Consider the following 20,996-nt stretch of genomic DNA (forward strand, 5'->3'; position numbering starts at 1 on the left):
CCCGTTCGTGCCCTCAGCTCACGCTTCGGCAAGCACAAATACGGCTTCCACGGCGGGGCCGCGGACCCTCCGCATTTGCGCTTGCGACCGGCTTTGTTGCACAAATCCCATGAGGGATTCATCTTGCGAATCCAGTGTGGTAGCTGGGCTGCATGAGCAAACCCACATCTCCCGCCTACAAGACCAAGAACTGGCCCGCATACAATGAGGCGCTCAAGCGCCGTGGGTCGCTGACGATCTGGTTTGATCCCACCATGACGTGGGACGCAGCGCCGACTGGCAAGCGCGGCCGGCAGCCCGACTACAGTGATGCCGCGATCCAGACATGCCTGACGATGAAGGTGCTGTTTGGCATGGCGCTCAGGCAGACGACAGGATTTGTCGAGAGTCTGTTACGGCTAATCGACCTGGACTGGCCCGTGCCGAACTTCAGCACGCTGAGCCGCCGCCAGAAGACCCTGAAGGTGAACATCCCCTATCGCGGGTCCCAGGGCCCGCTCCACCTCCTGATCGACAGCACCGGGATCAAGGTCGAGGGCGAAGGCGAGTGGAACGCCCGCAAGCACGGAGGCACGAAGCGGCGCGTCTGGCGCAAGATCCACATCGGAATTGACGAGAAAACATTGGAAATCCGAGCTGCCGAGCTCACCACCAGCGACGTCGGAGATGCCCCGATGTTGCCCGAGCTTCTCGACCAGATCCCACAAGATCAGGAAATCGCCAGCGTCACTGCCGACGGTGCCTTCGACACCCGCAAGTGCCATGAAGCCATCGCCGCACGCGGGGCCACAGCCATCATCCCGCCGCGCAAGAACGCCAAGCCATGGAAGCCCGACACTCCCGGCGCGATCGCGCGCAACGAGGCCTTGCGTGCATCCAAACGCTTCGGCCGGACGATCTGGCGACGATGGAGCGGCTACCACCGCCGAAGCCGCGTCGAAACCAAGATGCATTGTGTCAAACTGCTGGGCCAGCGCTTGGCCGCGCGGGACTTTGATCGTCAGGTCGCGGAGTTCCAGGTCAGGGTCGCCGTCCTGAACGGCTTCACCGCCCTTGGCATACCCGTCACAGAGGTCATGGGATAAGTCTGTCCGGGGATAGGGGACGTCCGGCAATCAGGCGATTTGTGCAACAGAGCCCACCCTCGCTCATGATAAGAATCCCCACACCTACCAGATTACGACGAGTGGCCAGATTTCTAAAAGTTCCCATATGTTTAGGCTCATTCAATCGTCCGCCAAAAATTTAAGAACCATCTGGGAGATAACGTCAGGCTGTTCCTCTGGCATATAATGCCCGCATTGATCGATTACACCTCCAGAGAGATTCTCCGCCAACGGTTTCATCGCCTCAAAGAGGTCGGGTGACATGCCTTGTGCGCCACCAAGCGCTAATATTGGCGTTTTCACCTTCTGCGTGGCAAGAGCTTTGTTCTGCTCGATGTCGTCAAATACAGCCCGGTAGTAAGAGAGTGCTCCACGCAAATTTCCCGGTTGCTGGTAGGCATTCACATATACATCAATATCTTCCTGAGAAAACGTAGCTTTAGGATTATAGGTTTTACGTTGAAAAAACCACTCAATGTATTCACGCTCGCGGCCAGTGATGAGAATTTCTGGCAGGTCTGAAACAGGGTGAAACAGAAAGTGCCAAGCCTTCCAGTTATCCCTTCCAACAGTAATCGTGTTTGAAAGTGTAACCCCCGGAATATTGGCGTCCAAGATGACTAGTTTGCGCACTTCATCACTGAACCTAGCAATATAAGGATAAGCAACCCAGGCTCCAATATCGTGTGCTAAAATACTGTACCTATTATTCCCCATTACCTGCATTAGCTTGTGAATACGGTCACCGGTCGTTCTTGTATCGTAACCATTAGCTGGTTTGTCAGAACTACCTTGGCCAGGCAAGTCAATCGCAATCACGTTATATTTTTCAGCGAGTAAAGGCATCATTCGCCTCCATGCATACCAAGTTTGTGGGAACCCAGCGATCAGAAGAAGGGGCTCGCCCGTTCCCCCACTAACTGTATGAAATCGGATTCCTCCAGCATCGATCAATTTTTGATTAAACATATGCTTCCCAAGCTGAATCTGGTCCATTGTCATTGGTGCATTTCTCCTTCTAAGGCAACGGTGGCAACTTAATTAGTGCTCGGCTTCTTAAATCCTTCTGTGTCCCATTTAAAGTGGGCCTATCAATCAACCGGCTCCACGGCACCATATCCCCCGGCGGTCGGTGTGTAGATGACCACGCGCTCTCCCGGTTCGAGCCTTGTCTGGGCGCAGGCGGGCAGAACCTCCTCGCGGCCATCGTTGCGCCGGACGACCGTTCGGCCCACCTGCCCGTCGCCACCCCCCGCGATGCCGCGCGGTGGCAAGGTGCGATGGGACGACAGAATGGCGCATTCCATCCGTTCCAGAAACCGGATGCGCCGCTCGGTCCCGTCGCCCGCAGCAAAGGCCCCCTTCCCGCCCGTGCCTGCGCGCAGGCCGAACGCCTCCAGCACCACGGGAAACCGCATCTCGAAAATCTCGGGGTCGGTCATCCGCGAATTTGTCATATGGACATGCACGCCGCTGGTGCCGGAAAATCCCTTGCCCGCATTGGTGCGCCCCGCCGGAGAGCCGGAGCAGATCGTCTCGTAATACTGATAGGTGTCATTGCCAAAGGTCAGGTTGTTCATCGTGCCCTGACTGTTGGCGATCGCCCCAAGCGCGCCGAAAATGGCGTTTGTCACGTGCTGGCTGGTCTCCACATTTCCCGCCACGACCGCTCGGGGATAGGCGGGTTTCAGCATGGAGCCGTCGGGGATCACGATGTTGATCGGCCGCAGACAACCCGCATTCATCGGGATCGGCGCCTCCACCATCACGCGGAAGCAATAGAGAACCGCCGCCCGCGTGACCGGCTCGGGCGCGTTGAAGTTGTTGGCCATCGCGTCCGAGGTGCCGGTGAAATCCACCGTCGCACAGCGATTTTCACGGTCCACCCGGATCGCCACGTTGATCACTTGGCCCGTGTCGGTTTCATAGGCGTAGGAGCAATCATCTAACCGGTCGAGCAGGCGCGCGACCTCTTCGGCCGCGTTGTCCTGCACATGGCCCATATAGGCCTGCACGACCTCCAGCCCGAAATCTGCGATCATCTTGCGCAATTCCGCAGCACCGCGTTCGTTGGCGGCGATCTGGGCTTTCAGGTCAGCAATATTCTCGGCCACGTTGCGCACCGGATAGGGGTGGTCGGTCAGGACAGTGCGCAAGTCCGCCTCGTGAAAGCCATCGGCGCTGGCCAGCAGGAGGTTGTCGATCAGCACGCCTTCCTCGTCCACGGTGGTGGCAAGCGGCGTCATTGAGCCGGGGGCGGTGCCGCCGACATCGGCATGATGCCCGCGCGACGCGACCCAGAACAGAACCTGCGCGCCCGCATCATCGAAGACGGGGGAGACAACGGTGATATCGGGCAGATGGGTGCCGCCATTATAGGGCGCGTTCAGGGCGAAGACGTCGCCGGGGCGGATCCGGCCCTCGTTCAGGCGGATGATCGTCTCGACGCTGCAGTCCATCGAGCCCAGATGCACCGGCATGTGCGGCGCGTTGGCCACCAGCGCGCCGGAGGCATCAAACACGGCGCAGGAGAAATCGAGCCGTTCCTTGATATTGACGGAATGGGCGGTGTTCTGCAGGGCGAGGCCCATCTGCTCGGCGATGTTCATGAAAAGGTTGTTGAACACCTCCAGCAGGATCGGGTCGGCCTGATCGGCCCCTGCCGCGCGCAGCCGGCTGGCCGCCTCGTGGCGGGTCAGCAGCAGGTGGTCGGCGGCGGTCAGGCGGGCGGTCCAGCCCGGCTCCACGATCACGGTCTGGTTCGGCTCGATGATCAGGGCGGGGCCCCGGACGGTATCGCCGGGCAACAGCCCTTCGCGGCGGAAGACCCCTGCGGTATGGGATGCGCCGCCGGAATATATCGGCACGGTCTGGTCGGTATGTGCGGTGCGGTCCAGCGGGGTTTCGGCCATGACCGCATCCACTTCCGGAATGTCCTCGAACCCCTCCACCTCGACCGCTTCGACGGTGATCGGCTTGTCGGGACTGATGAAGCCGAACTGTGCCTTGTGCGCCACCTCGAAGGCGTTGCGTGCCGCATCCAGATCGCCGTCATAGGTGACCTGGATGGTCGAATCCGTGCCCTCATAACGCAGATGAAGCCGCGTGACCGTGGTGCCGCTCGTGACGCTTTGCTGCGCCAGCGCGCCCATGACCTCGGACGTCAGGTCACCCTCCAGACCGTTGATCGCCGCACTGTTTCCGGCCTCAAGGCGCTGCACCAGACCCTGCTGGCGGCTATCGGACACCATGGCCAGACCGATGCCATAGGCCGACAGAAGCCCCGACAGCGGATGGATCAGCACGGCCTCCATGCCGAGCGCGTCGGCCACGAAACAGGCATGTTGCCCGCCTGCACCACCGAACGAGTTCAGCAGATAGCGCGTCACGTCATAGCCGCGCTGGACGCTGATCTTCTTGACCGCGTTGGCCATGTTTTCCACGGCGATGGTCAGGAACCCTTCGGCCACCGCCTCGGGCGACTTGCCTTCGCGCGCCGCGATCTCCGCAAATTGCGCGGCGACAACGTCGGCATCCAGCGCCTCGTCCTGATCGGGTCCGAAGACGCGCGGAAAGAACTCGGGCCGCAACTTGCCGAGCATCACGTTGGCGTCGGTGACGGTCAGCGGGCCACCGCGCCGGTAACAGGCGGGGCCGGGATTGGCCCCGGCACTGTCGGGCCCGACGCGAAAGCGCCCAGTGTCAGCATGCAGGATCGAGCCACCGCCGGCGGCGACCGTGTGGATGCGCATCATCGGTGCGCGGATGCGGACGCCCGCCACCTCGGTATCGAACGCGCGTTCATACTCGCCCGCGCTGTGGGCCACGTCGGTGGAGGTGCCGCCCATGTCGAACCCGATCACCCGGTCGAACCCGGCCTCCCGCGCGGTCTGGACCATGCCGACGACGCCGCCCGCCGGACCCGACAGGATCGCGTCCTTGCCCTGAAACTGCTCAGCCGCCGTCAACCCGCCCGAGGACATCATGAATTGCAACGTAGCACCCGCCTCGCCGGCAGGCGTGGCCCCGAGCGCGTCCGAGACCTGCGCCACATAGCGGCGAAGGATCGGGGAGAGGTAGGCATCGACTACAGTCGTATCGCCGCGCCCGATCAGCTTGACCAGCGGGCTGACCTCGTGGCTGACGGAGACCTGCGTAAAGCCCATGGCGCGCACCATGGCGGCGAGCGCCACCTCATGGACCGGGTTCTTCCAAGCATGCATCAGCACGATGGCGACCGCATGAATGCCGTCGGCCTTCACCTGCTCCAGCGCTGGACGCAGATCCTCGGCCATCAGGACCTGCTCAACAGATCCGTCCGCCAGCAGGCGTTCATCGACCTCGATCACCCGTTCATAGAGCTGTTCGGGGAGGATGATTTCCTTGGCGAAAATGTCGGGGCGCGCCTGATAGGCGATGCGCAGCGCATCGCGGAAACCCTTGGTAATGAGCAGGACCGTCCGGTCGCCCTTGCGCTCCAACAGGGCATTGGTGGCGACGGTGGTGCCCATCTTCACGGTGCCAATCAGGGCAGGGTCGATGGTGCCGCCCAACAGGCGGCGAATGCCTTCGATCGCAGCGTCGGCATAGGCCTCGGGGTTTTCGGACAGAAGCTTCAGGGGTTGCAGGTCGCCCCCCGGCGCGCGGCCCACGACATCGGTGAATGTGCCGCCGCGGTCGATCCAGAAATCCCACACGCCTTGCGATGCGTCAGCAGCCATGGCCCTGTCTCCCCTGTCGTGAACGCCCATATTTTGGGCCAGTGTCAGTCGGAGAATATTGCCCACCCCAACTTTGAATAGCAATTTGTTGACAAATTATCAGCGATTGGTCAACCTCTGACTTACGCCGCGTCAACAACCGGCACCCAGAACACGATTGTTCCAACAGGAGAGACTGCCATGACCTTTTCAATCCGCATGACCGCAGCCGCTGCGGCGATGGCGCTTGCCACACCGCTGGCCGCCCAGACCGCGTGGGACATGCCCACACCCTATAGCGATGCGATCTTCCACACCGCCAACATCACGCAATTCGCCGATGATGTGCGCGCCGCCACCAACGGCGATCTGGACATCACGGTTCACTCAGCGGGATCGCTGTTCGGTCATGCCGAGATCCGCGATTCCGTCCGCCGCGGTCTTGCCCCCATCGGCGAGATCCTGTTGTCGCGCCTATCGAACGAAAACCCACTCTTCGAGATCGATTCCATCCCGTTCCTCGCCGACAGCTATGCCGATGCTGAAGCTCTGTGGACCGCATCGCGCCCTGCCGTCGAGGAGTTGCTGGCTGAGCAGGGCCTGACCCTGCTTTATGCCGTGCCATGGCCGGGCCAGTCGCTTTACCTGACCGAAGACGTGACCGACCCCGCCGCCCTGCAGGGTGTCAGCTTCCGCGCCTACAACACCGCGACCGAGCGTCTGGCGCAGATCCTGGGCATGACCGCCACGCAGGTGGAATCGGGCGATATCCCGACCGCCTTCGCCACTGGCCGCGTATCGGCGATGATGACCTCGCCCTCCACCGGCGTCAGCAGCCAGGCCTGGGACTACACCTCGGTCTATGTCGATGTGCAGGCGTGGTTGCCCAAGAACGTCGTCTTCGTGAACACCGAGGCGTTCGAGGCACTTCCCGAGGATCAGCAGGCCGCCCTGCTGGCCGCCGCCGCCACCGCCGAGACCCGCGGCTGGGAGATGAGCGAAGCCGAGACCGCGACTCAGATCGCGGCGCTGGAAGCGGCGGGCATGACCGTCACCGCGCCGTCTGAGGCCCTTGCCGCCGCCTTGGCTGATGCAGGCGCGACGATGGAAGCCGAATGGCTGGCGCAGGCCGGCGATGCCGGAGCCGCAATCATCGCGGCCTACCGCCAGTAAGCGCACTTTGGGGCCGAAGGGAAACCTCTGGCCCTTTTCCAATCCCGTATTGGTCGGAGACCCGTGATGCGAAAACTGCTCGATACGCTCTACCAAACCGCGATGATTGCGGCGGTGGTGGCGATGGTGTCCATTGCGCTGTTGGTCTTCATCCAGATCTTGGGCCGCCTCACCGACCGCGTTCTGATGGGGTTCGGCGCCGACGCGATCGGCATCGCGATCCCTTCGCTGGCTGAAATCGGCGGGTTCCTGTTCGTCGCCTCCTCCTTTCTGGCGCTGCCCGCCACCTTGCGGGTCGGCGGTCATGTGCGGGTCACGATGGTATCGGGCAACCTGCCGCCCAGGGCTGCGCATGTGATGGCCTGCATCGTGCTGATCGCGGCCTTTGCGCTCGGGGTGTTCGCCGCGTGGCATGGGTGGCTTCAGGTGCTCGACAGCTGGCAATTCAACTCCGTCTCTTTCGGGATGATCCGCATTCCGCTGTGGATCCCGCAAGGGGCCATGGCGCTGGGGCTGGTGATCTTCGCCATCGCCCTGCTGGACGAACTGCTCTGCGCGCTGCGGGGCCATGACCCAGCCTACAGGCGCGCTGAAAAAGCCAAGGGCGCCGACGCGCTGGAAGGGCACTGAGATGGAGCTTTACACCCTGTCGCTGATCCTCGTCGCGGTTCTCTTCGTCTGCCTCGCCCTCGGCCTTTGGGTCGGGTTCGCCCTGATGGCTGTGGGACTGGTCGCGATGGTGCTGGCGGCCCCTGCGCCGCCGGGTCCGGTCTTCGCCACCAAGGTCTGGGGTGCGCTGAATATCTGGGATCTGACCGCCCTGCCGATGTTCATCTGGATGGGCGAGTTGCTGTTCCGATCAAGGCTGTCGTCAGACATGTTCAAGGGGCTGGCCCCCTTTACCCGCCGCCTGCCGGGGGGATTGCTGCACGTCAACATCATCGGCTGTGCGCTTTTCGCCGCCGTCTCCGGCTCCTCTGCCGCCACCACGGCCACGGTTGGGCGCATGTCCCTGCCAGAGTTGAAGAAGCGCGGCTATGATGACCGCATGGCCATTGGCACGCTGGCGGGATCCGGGACCTTCGGGTTCCTGATTCCACCCTCCATCATCCTGATCGTCTACGGGGCCGCGACCGAACAATCGATCGCGCGGCTGTTTCTGGCGGGCGTTTTGCCGGGCTTGATGCTTGCAGCCCTGTTCGCGGGCTATGTCATGCTATGGGCCACGCTCAACAAACACCGCATGCCACCGCTGGAGCCTGCCGCATCGTGGCGCGAAAAACTGCAAGGCGCGATGCTGCTGCTACCCACGGTCGGGCTGATCGTGGCGGTGATCGGATCGATCTATGGCGGCCTCGCCTCCCCGACCGAAGCGGCTGTGGTGGGAGTGGTAGGCGCGATGGTGATCTCTTGGGCGTCCGGCGGGCTGACCCGCGCCGGGGTGTGGGGCAGCGTGCAGGGGGCAGCCGTGACCACCTGCATGATCGCGTTCATCCTTGCAGGTGCTGCCTTCCTGACCGGGGCGATGGGCTATACCGGCATCCCGCGCGCTCTGGCCGCCTGGATCGGAGAGCAGGGCCTGTCGCAATATGCTTTGCTGGCCGCACTCCTGCTGTTCTTCATCGTGCTCGGCTTCTTTCTCGACGGCATTTCCATCGTCGTGCTGACCACCTCCGTCATTCTGCCGATGGTGCTGGCGGCAGGCATCGATCCGATCTGGTTCGGCGTCTTTCTGGTGCTGGTGGTCGAGATGAGCCAGATCACGCCACCCGTGGGCTTCAACCTCTTCGTGCTGCAATCGATCACAGGGCGAGAGATCTTCACCATTGCGGCTTATGCTTTGCCATTCTTTCTCATCCTTGTGTTAGCCACCGTGATCTTAACCGTCTTCCCCGAGATCGCGCTGTGGCTGCCGTCAACCATGATGTCACGATGAGCGATATTCCCCTCAAATCCGGGGTCGGCCCGGTCGTGTCTTCAGCCCATCTGGCCAACTCGTCGCTTCCCGCCCTCAGTGAGGTGGAGTTTGCCATCACCATGATGGGACAGGCCTTCCACCGCTGGATGACGCGCTGCATGATCGCTGCCGGCGGGCCCGCGATGTCGCCGCTGGAAGTGTTGATCGTGCATCTGGTCCACCACCGCGACCGACCCAAGACGCTGGCCGAGGTTTGTCTGATCCTGAACATCGAGGACACGCATCTGGCCAATTACGCGATCCGCAAACTGACTACGGCGAACCTTGTGCGGGCAGGACGGCAGGGCAAGGAAAAGACCATCGAGATCACCGAGGACGGGGCAGCCCTTTGCCGTCGCTACGGAGAGGTGCGAGAGGCCCTGTTGGTCCAGTCGGCCAGCCAGCTTGGCTATGATCCCAGCGACCTGAGCAAGATGGCGTCACTGATGCGGACATTGTCAGGAAGCTACGATCAGGCGTCGCGCGCGGCGGCTGCCCTTTGATGGACGCGCTTGCCGCGGCGATTGCCGCGCGGGGCCGCATGGCTCTGATCCTTGGCTTGGCCATAGGCCTTGGTCTGCCAAGGTTGGCAGAGACAATGCGCCCGGCGATCTGGCCCTTGGTGATTACCCTGTTGTTCCTGAGCATCCTGCGGATCGGCCCCGACGCTCTGCGCCTGCCGCGCCGCAGCTTGGTGCCCATCGCGGGCCTTACCCTGACGCTGCAAGTGGCCTGCCCGCTCGCCGCGTTCGGGATCTTTGCCGCCCTCGGGTTGCAGGGCGCAATCTGGGCGCAGGCGCTTGTCCTGATCCTTGCCGCAGCCCCGATCACCGGGGCGGCGCCGATCACGGCGCTGGCGGGTGGTGTGCCCGATCTGGCCCTGCGCCAAACCGTGTTCGGCACCCTCGTCCTGCCCCTGACCGCCTTGCCGGTGCTGGCCCTGATTCCCGCATTCGGCACTGTCGTCCAGATCGCCGGGGCCGCCGCAATGCTGCTTCTCGCCATTGGCTGTGCAGCGGCCGCGGCACTGGTGTTGCGCCGCACGGGATGGGTCCAGCCGACACCGACCTCGCTCACCCGGATCGACGCGTTGACGGCGGTTGTGATGGGTCTGGTCGTGGTCGGCCTGATGTCCGCCGCTGCGGATGCGATCCGTGACACGCCCGGCCACTTCGTCCTGATCATGGCCCTGGTCTTTGCAGTCAATTTCGGCCTTCAGGCCACTGCATGCCTGCTCTGGCCCGACGCCACGGAAAAGACGGCAGTCGCGGTCGCGGCAGGCAATCGCAACGCGGCGCTGTTTCTGGGGGTGCTGCCTGCGGGCTTCTCGCCCGAACTGCTTCTGGTGATCGGCTGCTATCAGGTGCCGATGTATCTGACGCCGTTCATCCTGCCATGGATACGCAACCGGACAACCGTGCATTGACAGTTGCATCAGCCAACGGGTCGTGTATTTGAGGTAAACGACCTTGAATTGGGTTGAGAGAAAGAGTTTCCGGCGATAGCGTCGCGGCCCTCCCCTCATCCAATCAATGCACCGACCTCTGGGGCAGTATCATTCCGGTCTTCTTCTGCTTTCGGCCGGTTGGCTTGTTCCACAGATGTCAAACGACCAACATTCGTAGGTACGTGTCGCGTTCTCCTTAAATCTGACACGCGGCGCGTTGGGTGACGTTTGTTGCCCTTAAATGTGATATTTGACTGCCAGCAGCTTGTTGTTTTCCTTGGTTCGCAGCACGATCCGGTCAACTGCAGCAAGTAGACCGGGTTCCTTCTCATATGCACGGAGCAAGGAGCCCCTGTCAACGGCGGTGACGGTCGTGTGCGAGGTTGGCGACATCCGCCGCTTTGCCAAACCACGGCAGCTGATGGCGCTTCTCGGCCTTGTGCCGGGGGAACGGTCCAGCGGAGAGACGCGCCGTCAAGGCGGGATCACAGAGGCGGGCAACGTGCTGGCGCGAGCGGTTCTGATCGAGGCGGCCTGGTCATACCGCACCCCGGCCAAAATCGGCGCGCAAATGATGTTGCGCCAGGAAGGCATCCCTCAGGCTGCGAAAGATATCGGATGGAAAGCCCAGGTCCGCCTGTGTGGCCGTTACCATCGCCTGATGGCGCGGGGCAAGAAGTCTGCGCTAGCGGTTACGGCAGTAGCGCGGGAACTTGTCGGCTTCATTTGGGCCATCGCTCATATCACCGAGCCGACTGGCGCCGAAGGTGCAGCGTGATTGTTATGTGCTTCCCCCGCCACGCCGCCGCCCGCCATAAATGGCGTGGCGGTCAGCGACGTGGCGGCTGCACAGCCTTTTAGAGGCAATGAAGAAGCACCAGAACCGAAAGGAAAACAAACCTGAACACAAACGATGCGATGGCCAGGGTGCCGGAGCAGGTCAGAGAAATCCCCCAAGGTGGTTAGAGAGCGGCGCTTGCCGTATTCACATGCGACAGAAACAGGGATCTCGCGACGTATGCCGGTATGCGCCTTTGACGCGCGGATAAGAGCTTGATCAGCCGTCGCTGTTAGCTCCGGCATCCTGCCCTTCGCATCCAAATTATATAAAGCGCCTGCCAAAGCAGGCGGCAGAAAAGTTGTGCACATCGGGATTGACTACGGTCATAAGAACCACCTTGGCCGGTGGGACTGCCCTCCAGACGGGCATGCCCGTCTTCCGTTCAGCCCCACCGGCCTGATCGATTTTCGGGGATAGGTGCTGGTCGCTGCGGGTTGGTAAGCTGGGTTTCTCTGCCATCAAACGGAGGATCCGGGTTGGCCTACAAACCCATCACCGACCAGCAATTGAGATTATATATGACCGACCTTCAAAATCACAGTCAGCGCACAGCGGCCGCCCGCGCCGGGTTCAGCGAACGGACCGCCCCCCATTTCGATTTTGGGCTTCGATGCCGACCCGACACCGCCCTCAAAGCGCAAGATCGCTCATGGCCGCACGGTGAGCGATCCTCTCAAACGCTATTGGGAGAACGACCTTCTCCCTCTTTTGGAAATGGACAGCGCGTTGCAGGCGGTCACCCTGTTGCGCCACCTTCAAAGCGCACATCCGCTGGCGTTCCCCGACGACCGTATTCGGCGCACCCTGGAGCGGCGGGTGCGGCCGTGGCGGGCGCTGAGTGGCCCCGAGCGCGACATCATCTTCCGCCAGACGCCGGAGCCGGGATACATGGGCCGGTCAGACTTCACCCATGCTGACGAGCTGGGCGTGATGATCGCGGGTCAGCCATTCCCGTAGCCGCACGTGCAGCGCGGTAAGGATGTTCTCGCGGGGTGTTGGCATGGTTTTACTTGATCATGATCTTGCAAATGGTTTCGGCTCCATGCCCCGCGCATGGAACGGTCCTGTCGCAAGGTTCTGAGTTGCGGGTGCGCGGTTAGCAACGAAGACGATGACTTTATGTCAGCGATGCCTGCTGCTTTAGCCACGCAATGAAGATGCGCAGCGGGCGGCGAGGTTCAATGCCGTGCCGCGTAACAAGCCAATAGGCATGGTCCAACTCCACCGACACAGGAAATGGGCGCACGAGATTTCCGCTCTCCAACCAGCTTTCCGCCAGGCGCTCGCGAGCAAGGGCAACGCCTTGACCCATAGCCGCTGCGCGCAGGAGCAGGGACGAACTGGCAAATCGGGCCCCCCGGTCAAATCGCTTTGCCATTGCAGGGGTCATCGCAATGCCAGCCTGTGACAGCCATTGGCTCCATTGCGCGTGCGGATCGTCATCGTGAAGGAGAGGTAACTTGTCGAGACTGTCAGGTTGGGTGAGCCTGGCGGCGATATCGGGTGTGCAAACTGGAAAAAGCCTGTCGCTCATGAACGCCTCCACATTTACACCCGGCCATTCCCCAAGGCCCATCCGGATGGCGAGGTCACAGCCGCCAGACCGGGGATTGACGATCTCTTTTCCTTCTTCCAGCCAGATTTCTATGTGCGAATGTTGCGATCGGAAATCCGACAGGCGCGGCATCAGCCACTCCGATGCGAAGGATGCCGTCGTGGTGATGCGCACAACGTTGTCGCTCACTTCCAGAAGTGCCTGTGTCCCATCATGGAGAAGGTCAAATGCCTGCCCGGCGATTTCCGCGAAAGCTGCGCCTGCATCGGTAACAACCAGTCGTCCGGTATCGCGCTGGAATAATGGACGCCCGATCCAGTCTTCCAGCTGCTGGATTTGGCGACTGATCGCTCCGTGAGTAACGCCTGTCTCAGCGGCTGCGCCGACTGTCGTGCCGCAGCGTACCGCGGCTTCGAAAGCCTTGACAGCATTGAGTGAAGGGAGCTTTCGAGGCAAACTGGATACCCTGTGAGTTTTTAGCACACCACATCGAAAACTACGCGCTTTGGCTTGAATTGCAAGGGTGGCAATAGTTCCTGGAAAGGAGACACCCACCATGCCAGAGAAAACTGCAAGAACGGATCACCCGATCCACGCCATACTGGCTTCAAGATGGAGCCCGCGGGCTTTCTCATCCCAGCTTCTCGACAACGAGACCATCGCTTCGATGTTCGATGCGGCACGTTGGTCTCCATCCGCGAACAACCTACAGCCGTGGGCATTCGTCTATGCGGTCCGAGGCACGCAGGATTTCGATGTGCTTTGCGGATGTCTAAAGGAGTCGAATGCACTATGGGCCTGCAATGCCGCCATTTTGGTGCTTGCGCTTGAACATCCAGCAAAACCGGATGGCAGTCCGAATGCCCATGCCCGCTACGATCTCGGTCAGGCAGTTGCCCATATGACATTTCAGGCGTCTGCCCTGGGGCTCCACGTTCATCAGATGGCCGGCTTCGATCCTGCGCGCGCGTGTGCGTCACTCGGCATTCCGGCTGACCTTCTGGCGGTGACGATACTCGCTATCGGCCATCTCGGTGAACCATCGAGCTTGCCTGCAACATTGCAGGAGAAGGAACTTGCGACCCGCAGCAGAAACCCGGTCAGTGCATTTGTCCATACCGGTCGCTGGCCGAACCATGTGGTTTGAGACCGTCTGGAAGCTGATCCGTCTTTGGGCAAACCGACACACTCAGCGCAGAAAACTGGCTCGGATGGAAGCTCATCACCGGGAGGATATTGGCCGAACCCTTCCGGAAGTTCGTCGCGAGTGCAAGAAGTGGTTCTGGCAGAAATAGTTTCACCTCTCGACGCATCTAACTCCCAAGTCTGAAGCGGTATTTTTTCTGCGACATCGCAAAATCAAAATGATGCAAGCCAGATGTGCAGTCTGCTGAGCAGTCATTTTCCAAGCTTCCGCTCCACCCAATTCGCCACGATCAGTCCCGGCACCGCGTCATGCGCCCGTTCCGCATCCCGCGCGAGATCCAGCCGCTTCGGCAGCTTCACCTGCGGCACCAGCAGGAAGATCGGCACAGTGGTGCGCCCGCGACCGGTCTGTGAGCGTGGCCGCTTTGTTTAGCTTATGGATCACGCTGCGGCAGTCGCCTTGATCTCGAACATCAAGCCCGGGATCGCGAGCCGGGTCACGCCAAGCAACGTCATCGGCGGGGCGCATTGGATCGGCCCAAATCGCATTCCAAGTAGATCAAAATTTCTCAACGCTTCATCCACATCGGTGGCATAGACGCCAAGCTGGACCACGTTGCTTAGACCCATGTTCGCGCCAGCCAGCACCGCCTCCAGATTATCCAGCGCCAGTCCGATTTGGCCGCGCATGTCGCCGGGATGTTGGGGGTTGCCGTCTCCGTCGACAGCAGTTTGGCCAGCGCATATCAACTGGCGAGAAGTGCCTTCGATAATTTCGGCCTGATTGTAGCCCAGCTTCAAGGACCAGTCCCAAGGGTTTACAGCGGTGCGTTGCATTGTCGGATTCTCCTTACTGAGATGTATAGGAACTGCCTAATATGAAACGGTGCCATTTTTTGTCACCAAAAGTGCTATTGTCGAGAAATGAATACTCGTCTCCGCCAGGACGCCATCGTGCGCAGCCTTCGCCGCAACGGAACTTCGACGGTCAATGACCTCGCGGAGCAGGTTGGAGCATCCCGACGTACGGTCCTGCGCGACATCGGCGCACTGCGCGATCAGGGCTTTGCCATCCATTCGGAGTCCGGGCGAGGAGGCGGTTTGCAGCTCGAACCGCAATCGGCGCAGGCCACGGCGCGACTTTCGGTAGCCGAGGTATTTGCGCTTCTCATCAGCGTTGCAGCAATGCGTACGGCCCACAGTCTGCCGTTTTCGGATCTTGCCGATACCGGGCTTGCCAAGATTGAGAAGTCTTTGCCACCAGACAAAGTGCGCGACCTGCGCAGGTTTCTCGATTGCCTGCACGTTGCAAAGCTCTCGCTGCAGCAAGACGTATCGGACATGGAGTCGATGGACCCCGCACTGTTGCCTGCGTTCGAGACGGCCTTTCTGGATCAACTACGTCTGCGGTTTCAGTACCGTGACGCAAGAGGATGCGAAACCAGTCGAGAAGTCGAACCGCAGGCTATGCTGATCCTGCCGCCACTTTGGTATTTGGTTGCTTGGGATCCCACACGCGAGGATTTCCGGCACTTTCGAATGGACCGGATCAGCAAACCAGAACACGTCGAAGGCGCAAAATTCCGACGACGCCATGTGTCATTTGACGATGACGTCTGCCCGTTCCAAGATTTGGGCCTCTAGTCGGGTTCAAAGTGGACCTGTCTGCATCCACATTACATTACCAAAATCGACCGTTTGTTCAACGGCTCCCCCAAAGCCAACATTGGTCTACATACAGCGAACTCACACTTTTGGCGGATTCCGGACTTTCGCTGCAGCGCAATACGCTCGATCCGATTGAGGGAAAGCAGACCTTCCGGCTCTGGCATCGCAGTTGGCACCAGTCATCGACACTGACGGAAGGTAAATCGCTGAACGGCATCGAGATCGGACTGTGTCGTTGCGCGGGTGATGTGCATTCTTGCCTCGTTCTTCCGATTTTGAACCAAGGCCCGTCTTCACTTTGGCTAAGATTGACGGCTGAACGCAGGAGACGATCGACACGCCTGCGGGCCTCCTCTCGGTATGCCCAGACGGATCGGCCGTCAGCGGGATGATGGGTGACTATGCGGTCATGCGGGAGCAGGCGCGGGTCTGTGCAAGGCGTGGTGGTGCAGACCATCTGAACGCAGCGCATCGGCGTTTGGTGGGTGGTTTCAAAGTCGGTAGCGACGCTTGTTTCGATGTCCCCGACGTGTTGGCGCGGAACGCAGGCTCAATCGCGCACGACGTAGACGGACTGCCGCCCGTGCCGCACGACGCGCGCGGCGTTCGGGCCGAGCAGATAGTCCTTCAACTCCGGTCGGTGCGACCCGATCACGATCAGGTCTGCGTCCAGTTTGTCGGCTGCGCGCAGTATCTCGTCATAGATTGAGCCGTGCAGGACATGCGGGCGCACGTTCACATCGTCGGGCACATGCGTGCCGACCCAGTCGCGCAGGGCGGTAGCATAGGCCAAAAGTGCGTCTTTCTCGTAATCCTTGCGGAAATAGCTGCCGACGAGGGGCATGCCGAAATCTGGCAGGACGCTGACGACATGCAGCGTGGCCTCATGCAGGCGCACGAGGTCCAGTGCTGCGCGTAGCAGCGACGGCCAGCTGTCGCGTTGCCCTTAAATCTGAGACGCGGCGCGTTCGGCTACATTTTTTGCCCTTAATAGTGAGATTCGACTGCCATCGGGCCTATGCTTCTTGCACGCCGTTGCGCGATGTGATCAACCGCAGCGAGAAAACGTTGCTCCTTCTCGAAGGTGCCTTCGCCATCTTTGTCCATCGATATTTACCGCACACGCCTGTGAACCCTGTCTCAGGTTTAAGGGCAAAAATATCGGAGTTAAAGGCAAAATCTCACATTTAAGGGCAAAGCACAGCCGTTGATTTCGTTGAATTTCTCATCTCACAATTAAGGGCTACGCGACATCTGGCGACGCTGGTGGGCGCCGAGGGTCCGCCAGGTACGGTTGGCCCCGAAGGCCCACAGGGTCCAGCCGGGGCGGACGGGGCTGATGGGGCACCCGGTGCCGATGGCATCAATGGTGCGGACGGGAGTGATGGAGCCGACGGTCTGTCCTTTGTCTGGCAGGGTCCGTGGGTCACCGCGACCGGTTATGCGCTGAACGATGTCGTCGAAAACGATGGGTCGGTCTACATCTGCATCACCGTCCACACATCGGCCGCGTCAGACCAGCCGGGTGTTGGCGCAAGCTGGCTGACAAATTGGGACCTGTTCGCGTCGGGCGCCGACCTGTCCGCCCAGGGCACGCTTGGCTCCGGCCCTGTTGTCCTCTCGCGGCGCAGTATCAACGCGCAGGCCGCGTCGTATACGCTGGTGATCGCCGATGAAGGGGCGGCCATCCACATGACCAGCGCCTCGGCCGTCACGCTGACCGTGCCCGCCAACAGCGCGGTGGCCTTCCCGACCGGGGCCGAGATCGAGGTGGTTGCGCTGGGCGCGGGCGTGGTTTCAATCACCGCTGATACCGGCGTCTCGATCAATGGGGTCTCGGCTGGTTCCGTCGATATCGCAGCGCAGTGGCAGGGCGCGGTCCTGCGGAAATACGACACGGACGCCTGGCTTCTGATCGGTGCGGTGGGGAACGTCTTATGAGGTTGATGCTTCCTGCCGTCTGGAACGCGGCGCGATATCAGATGGATAATGCGGGCGGTGGGACTGGCGGCCCCTGGACTGACCCGTTCGACAATCCGTCCGGCACGGTCCTGTGGTCACGCTGGATCAATGGGTCGACGGCGGGCACGGCAAAGGACAATTGCGCGCTCTGGTCCAACCGGGTCGGGTTCTCGGGCGCCACCAGCGCCTGCGAATGGCGCACCAACGCAGGCGCTGGCCGGGTCAATGTGGAACTGCTGAACTGGGAGGCGCTGACCGCTGGGCCGATGATCGTCCGCATGCGCTGCAAGGTGGAAACCCAGACCGTGCCAAAAGTCTGGCTGCTGCTGAACACGATCTTCGTCAACCCGCTCTGGGAACTCTGCGTCGACATCACCCCGGATGGAACCGCCCCGGCGGCCCGCATCGGCCATCACAGCACGCACTGGTCCGACGTCTGGGTCGAGGAACACCCGGCCTACCCCGGTTGGATGTTCATCAAGGCCCGACTGAACCTGACCGGCGCACCTGACGTTGATGGCTCCTTCACCGTGCACATGACCGACTCCAACGACGGTGATGAACTGTTTCCGCTCGACAATCTGACTGTGATCCGGGTGCAGGACCTCACCATCGAACCCGTCTGACCTGACCACGCAAGGACCACCCCATGACACCACCACGATCCGATGGCGACTTCGTGCGCATCCCCGACGCCGAATTCGAGGCCATGCTGGCGCGCGCCGCCGAAAAGGGCGCGAAACGCGCGCTCGCGGATGTCGGCCTCGATGGCAACGAAGCGGCGCTCGACATCCGCGATCTTCGCTCGCTGCTCATTTGCATCCGGGTCATCCGCCGCACCGCCATGCAGACCGCCGTCCGGATGATCACGACCGCGGCGATGCTGGCACTGCTGGCAGGCATCGCCATCAAGCTGAAGATCTTTGGCGGCGGGCCGTAAGCGCCGACCAGCACACCGCGAACGCCAACCCGCACCCGCCCTCGAGGCGGCTTTTTTTGTTCTCGGAGGACCCAATGACAACAACTTTCCATCACCACTGGCGCGACGTGCCCAAAGCCACCTGGCGCTGGCGCAACTTTTCCCCGGCCGAGATCGCCTGCCGTGGCACCGGCAAACTGCTGATCAACCCTGCCGCCCTCGACAAGCTGCAGGCCCTGCGCGACCGGCTCGGCAAGCCGCTGATCGTGCGCTCCGCCTATCGCAGTCCGGAGCACAACCGGGCGGTGGGCGGGGCGACGGCGTCGAAGCACATGAACGGCACGGCTTTCGACATTGCCATGGCGAACCACGATCCAGTGGCGTTCGAAGCTGCTGCACGCGCCATCGGCTTCCTCGGGTTTGGCTTCTACCCGCGTTCTGGCTTTATCCATGTCGATCTCGGACCGGCCCGGCAGTGGGGCGAGCGGTTCCCGGCACGCGCGGTACCCTTCGCGGCCGAAACGCCGCCCGCACGCGAAGTGCTGGCCGAAAGCCGCACCATGAAAGGCAGTGGCGCTGCTGGCGTGGCGACTATCGGCGCGGCCGGTGTCGAGGTGGCGCAAGAAATCCTGGCCGAAACCCAATCCGCCATCCTGCCGCTGGTGCCCTATCTCGATACCCTGCGCTGGGTGTTCATTGCTGTTGCGCTGATTGGCATCGCTATCGCCATTCACGCCCGGCTCGATGACTGGAAGCGGGGGCAGCGATGATCAGCTGGATTGCTGCGATCCTCGCAAGTGGCCCGGCCGGCAAAGCGTTGAGCCTCTGGCTGGCTGTTGGCACCATCATCCTGTTTCTGCTCAACCTCCGCCGCGCTGGCGAACGCGCTGGGCGGCTAGCCGAGCGCTTTTCATCATCGGAGAAAACCCATGAAATCCAACGCCGGATGCTGGACGCCGCCAGCCGTCGCCCCGCTGATCGTGATGCTCTTGCTGAGCGGTTGCGCGATGGGCAGTTCTGACGCGCAGGCTATTTGTCCGCCCGTCGTGCAATACAGCACAGCCGATCAGATGCGGGCCGCCGCAGAGGTCGAAGCCTTGCCTGACGGTTCAGTGGTAGTGCAAATGCTCAGCGATTGTGCCGTCCTGCGGGATCAGGCGGGCACGTGCAGATAAAAACGGGCCGGGCAACTGCCCTGCGGGAAGCACCATATGCCTCGACCGCAGCTGCAAGCCCGGCCCGTTTCACAGGTTCACGTTTTCAAAGAGCGGCACGGAGTCGTCGCATCACGATAGTGGCATGCAGTGGCGCCGCCTGTCGCGGGTCCAAAAGGGCACAATTGTGCACACAGGTGAGGCAGGCGATCACAGCGAAGGGTGTGGATCATGGCGGCATGGCGGCTGGTGACGGAGTCGATCATGGCGTTTGGTGCGAATGGCTGGAGCGCAGGAAGCGGAATCTGTAAAGTTTGGTCCGTTTCCTGACAGCGGACCTCCATGCCGAATGCAGCGAGCGGCCGTTCAGAGCCCGAAGTGCTGAATGCTGCACCGAACACGATTGTCTGCATTTGTATGGTCGCCGTGATATGTTCCTATTTTTTTTCACACATCAGGTTTGCTGATGTTACAAATAGGCTATGATCGAATTTTCAAATGAGTTTTTTGGCCAGCCTGAACAGCAGGACCTGCAACGCAGAGCGGACAGTATTTGGACCTTGGTCAGAAATGACCCGGTCTATTCCTGCCACGGCCGAGCGGTGGGTCTTAGCGCGCAGGACGACATCGATTTGGCGAAGCAAATCGCAATGGCGCGACTTCAGGGCGTTTGCATGGCCGAAGGAACGCCGATCGAAGTTGCCGACCTTCGGCGCGAAGGGCTTGAGCGGCATGGTCTGAAGACAGATCAGTTCGTCGACTGGCAAGGAGAAGCAGCATCGCTGGACGCCGCAGCCAAGGTTCTGGCTTCGCGCAACTTACCCGATGATCTCGAACTCGTACATGTAGATGAGCAAACGCCAAGTGATGATTTGGCCAAATTGGATGCGCTCACAGAATCTTGCGGAGTCCTACTTCCTATGGGCTCGTTCATCCGCGGGCTGAGACGTCCGAGTGTATGCTTGTTCGCACGCGACCGTAGCGGAAATGTCGTCGCGGCGACTGCAGCGGTTGCGCAGTTTCATCCTGATCACCCGAAGGCCGACCAGGTATGGTGGGGGATGCTCGCGACGGATGAATCGCGGCGGGGCGGGGGGATTGCCCTGATCATGGGCGCAAATTCGATGCTTGCCATGCGCGATCGCCATGGCTTTGGGTCTTTTTTCACCGGGGTGCGAGAAGGGAACACGCCTTCTGAATGCTTGTGTAGAAAATTGGGCTTGGCTCCAACTGAATATGTACATCTCATGGCGATTGATCCGGGCGCATTCACAGCGGGTCGTTTGACCAAATAAAGATTTCCTCGCGTTTTTGATAGTTGCGTCTGTTCCAAGTTGAGCGGCTTAAGCCGACATTCCCGAAGTTAAT

Annotated in this window: 20 protein-coding genes and 2 pseudogenes; 16 read left to right on the plus strand and 6 right to left on the minus strand. The window is 61.1% G+C overall.

The window, feature by feature from the left end:
* Positions 1-152 precede the first annotated feature (152 nt).
* Positions 153-1,085, plus strand: coding sequence for an IS5 family transposase (locus tag H9529_RS18050; RefSeq protein WP_092892229.1), 933 nt, complete (start codon positions 153-155; stop codon positions 1,083-1,085).
* A gap of 141 nt (positions 1,086-1,226) precedes the next feature.
* Here the strand turns inward: H9529_RS18050 and H9529_RS18055 are convergent, their stop codons facing one another.
* Together H9529_RS18055 and H9529_RS18060 are read right to left on the minus strand one after the other, a co-directional pair.
* The gene (locus H9529_RS18055; RefSeq protein ID WP_092892227.1) at positions 1,227-2,108 is read right to left on the minus strand and encodes an alpha/beta fold hydrolase; all 882 of its coding nucleotides are present in this window, start codon (positions 2,106-2,108) and stop codon (positions 1,227-1,229) included.
* A gap of 89 nt (positions 2,109-2,197) precedes the next feature.
* Complete coding sequence (locus H9529_RS18060; protein WP_092892225.1) at positions 2,198-5,827, minus strand: hydantoinase B/oxoprolinase family protein; 3,630 nt, start codon at positions 5,825-5,827, stop codon at positions 2,198-2,200.
* Between the two features lie 180 nt (positions 5,828-6,007).
* Between H9529_RS18060 and H9529_RS18065 the strand changes: the two genes are divergently transcribed.
* The 7 genes and pseudogenes from H9529_RS18065 to H9529_RS18095 all read left to right on the plus strand — a co-directional run bounded on the left by H9529_RS18065 (position 6,008) and on the right by H9529_RS18095 (position 12,181).
* Positions 6,008-6,979 (plus strand): TRAP transporter substrate-binding protein, encoded by a 972-nt coding sequence (locus H9529_RS18065; RefSeq protein ID WP_176847313.1) that lies wholly within the window; start codon positions 6,008-6,010, stop codon positions 6,977-6,979.
* Positions 6,980-7,045: 66 nt separating this feature from the next.
* On the plus strand, positions 7,046-7,609 hold the full coding sequence (locus tag H9529_RS18070) for a TRAP transporter small permease (RefSeq protein ID WP_092892223.1): 564 nt from the start codon (positions 7,046-7,048) through the stop codon (positions 7,607-7,609).
* Position 7,610: 1 nt separating this feature from the next.
* Positions 7,611-8,915, plus strand: coding sequence for a TRAP transporter large permease (locus H9529_RS18075; protein WP_092892221.1), 1,305 nt, complete (start codon positions 7,611-7,613; stop codon positions 8,913-8,915).
* A complete protein-coding gene (locus H9529_RS18080) occupies positions 8,912-9,439 on the plus strand; it encodes a winged helix DNA-binding protein (protein WP_092892219.1) in 528 nt (175 codons plus the stop codon). The genes H9529_RS18075 and H9529_RS18080 overlap by 4 nt, the downstream gene beginning before the upstream one ends.
* Complete coding sequence (locus tag H9529_RS18085; RefSeq protein WP_092892217.1) at positions 9,439-10,362, plus strand: hypothetical protein; 924 nt, start codon at positions 9,439-9,441, stop codon at positions 10,360-10,362. The genes H9529_RS18080 and H9529_RS18085 overlap by 1 nt, the downstream gene beginning before the upstream one ends.
* 382 nt (positions 10,363-10,744) lie before the next feature.
* Positions 10,745-11,161: pseudogene (locus tag H9529_RS18090) on the plus strand (transposase); the annotation flags it as partial.
* Between the two features lie 723 nt (positions 11,162-11,884).
* Positions 11,885-12,181, plus strand: coding sequence for a hypothetical protein (locus H9529_RS18095; RefSeq protein WP_143033551.1), 297 nt, complete (start codon positions 11,885-11,887; stop codon positions 12,179-12,181).
* 160 nt (positions 12,182-12,341) lie between these two features.
* Here H9529_RS18095 and H9529_RS18100 read toward each other — a convergent pair whose 3' ends face one another.
* The gene (locus tag H9529_RS18100; protein ID WP_190305749.1) at positions 12,342-13,235 is read right to left on the minus strand and encodes a LysR substrate-binding domain-containing protein; all 894 of its coding nucleotides are present in this window, start codon (positions 13,233-13,235) and stop codon (positions 12,342-12,344) included.
* A 100-nt stretch (positions 13,236-13,335) separates the two neighbouring features.
* Here H9529_RS18100 and H9529_RS18105 point away from each other — a divergent pair, with 100 nt between their 5' ends.
* On the plus strand, positions 13,336-13,926 hold the full coding sequence (locus H9529_RS18105; RefSeq protein ID WP_190305750.1) for a nitroreductase family protein: 591 nt from the start codon (positions 13,336-13,338) through the stop codon (positions 13,924-13,926).
* A gap of 251 nt (positions 13,927-14,177) precedes the next feature.
* On the opposite strand, the pseudogene H9529_RS20950 reads toward H9529_RS18105, so the two are convergent.
* Positions 14,178-14,342: pseudogene (locus H9529_RS20950) on the minus strand (DUF6441 family protein); the annotation flags it as partial.
* Positions 14,343-14,366: 24 nt separating this feature from the next.
* The gene (locus H9529_RS18110; RefSeq protein WP_092892159.1) at positions 14,367-14,762 is read right to left on the minus strand and encodes a RidA family protein; all 396 of its coding nucleotides are present in this window, start codon (positions 14,760-14,762) and stop codon (positions 14,367-14,369) included.
* An 87-nt stretch (positions 14,763-14,849) separates the two neighbouring features.
* Here H9529_RS18110 and H9529_RS18115 point away from each other — a divergent pair, with 87 nt between their 5' ends.
* Positions 14,850-15,569 (plus strand): helix-turn-helix transcriptional regulator, encoded by a 720-nt coding sequence (locus tag H9529_RS18115; RefSeq protein WP_092892157.1) that lies wholly within the window; start codon positions 14,850-14,852, stop codon positions 15,567-15,569.
* A gap of 574 nt (positions 15,570-16,143) precedes the next feature.
* Here the strand turns inward: H9529_RS18115 and H9529_RS18120 are convergent.
* Positions 16,144-16,491: a universal stress protein gene (locus H9529_RS18120; RefSeq protein WP_397544915.1), complete on the minus strand. Its 348-nt coding sequence runs from the start codon at positions 16,489-16,491 to the stop codon at positions 16,144-16,146.
* Positions 16,492-16,859: 368 nt separating this feature from the next.
* Between H9529_RS18120 and H9529_RS18125 the strand changes: the two genes are divergently transcribed.
* From H9529_RS18125 to H9529_RS18150, 6 genes are all read left to right on the plus strand, one after another.
* Positions 16,860-17,534 carry a collagen-like triple helix repeat-containing protein gene (locus H9529_RS18125; protein WP_218132179.1) on the plus strand — a complete coding sequence of 225 codons (675 nt, stop codon included), beginning with the start codon at positions 16,860-16,862 and terminating at the stop codon, positions 17,532-17,534.
* Positions 17,531-18,181 carry a hypothetical protein gene (locus H9529_RS18130; RefSeq protein ID WP_143033547.1) on the plus strand — a complete coding sequence of 217 codons (651 nt, stop codon included), beginning with the start codon at positions 17,531-17,533 and terminating at the stop codon, positions 18,179-18,181. Before H9529_RS18125 ends, H9529_RS18130 begins: the two co-directional genes overlap by 4 nt.
* A 23-nt stretch (positions 18,182-18,204) precedes the next feature.
* Complete coding sequence (locus H9529_RS18135) at positions 18,205-18,495, plus strand: DUF6127 family protein (protein ID WP_092892149.1); 291 nt, start codon at positions 18,205-18,207, stop codon at positions 18,493-18,495.
* A gap of 74 nt (positions 18,496-18,569) precedes the next feature.
* Positions 18,570-19,244: a YcbK family protein gene (locus H9529_RS18140; RefSeq protein ID WP_092892147.1), complete on the plus strand. Its 675-nt coding sequence runs from the start codon at positions 18,570-18,572 to the stop codon at positions 19,242-19,244.
* Positions 19,241-19,495, plus strand: coding sequence for a hypothetical protein (locus tag H9529_RS18145; RefSeq protein WP_092892145.1), 255 nt, complete (start codon positions 19,241-19,243; stop codon positions 19,493-19,495). The genes H9529_RS18140 and H9529_RS18145 overlap by 4 nt, the downstream gene beginning before the upstream one ends.
* 615 nt (positions 19,496-20,110) lie before the next feature.
* A complete protein-coding gene (locus H9529_RS18150; RefSeq protein WP_092892141.1) occupies positions 20,111-20,923 on the plus strand; it encodes a hypothetical protein in 813 nt (270 codons plus the stop codon).
* Positions 20,924-20,996 lie beyond the last annotated feature (73 nt).

The organism is Roseicitreum antarcticum (assembly GCF_014681765.1).
GTDB lineage: Bacteria > Pseudomonadota > Alphaproteobacteria > Rhodobacterales > Rhodobacteraceae > Roseicitreum > Roseicitreum antarcticum.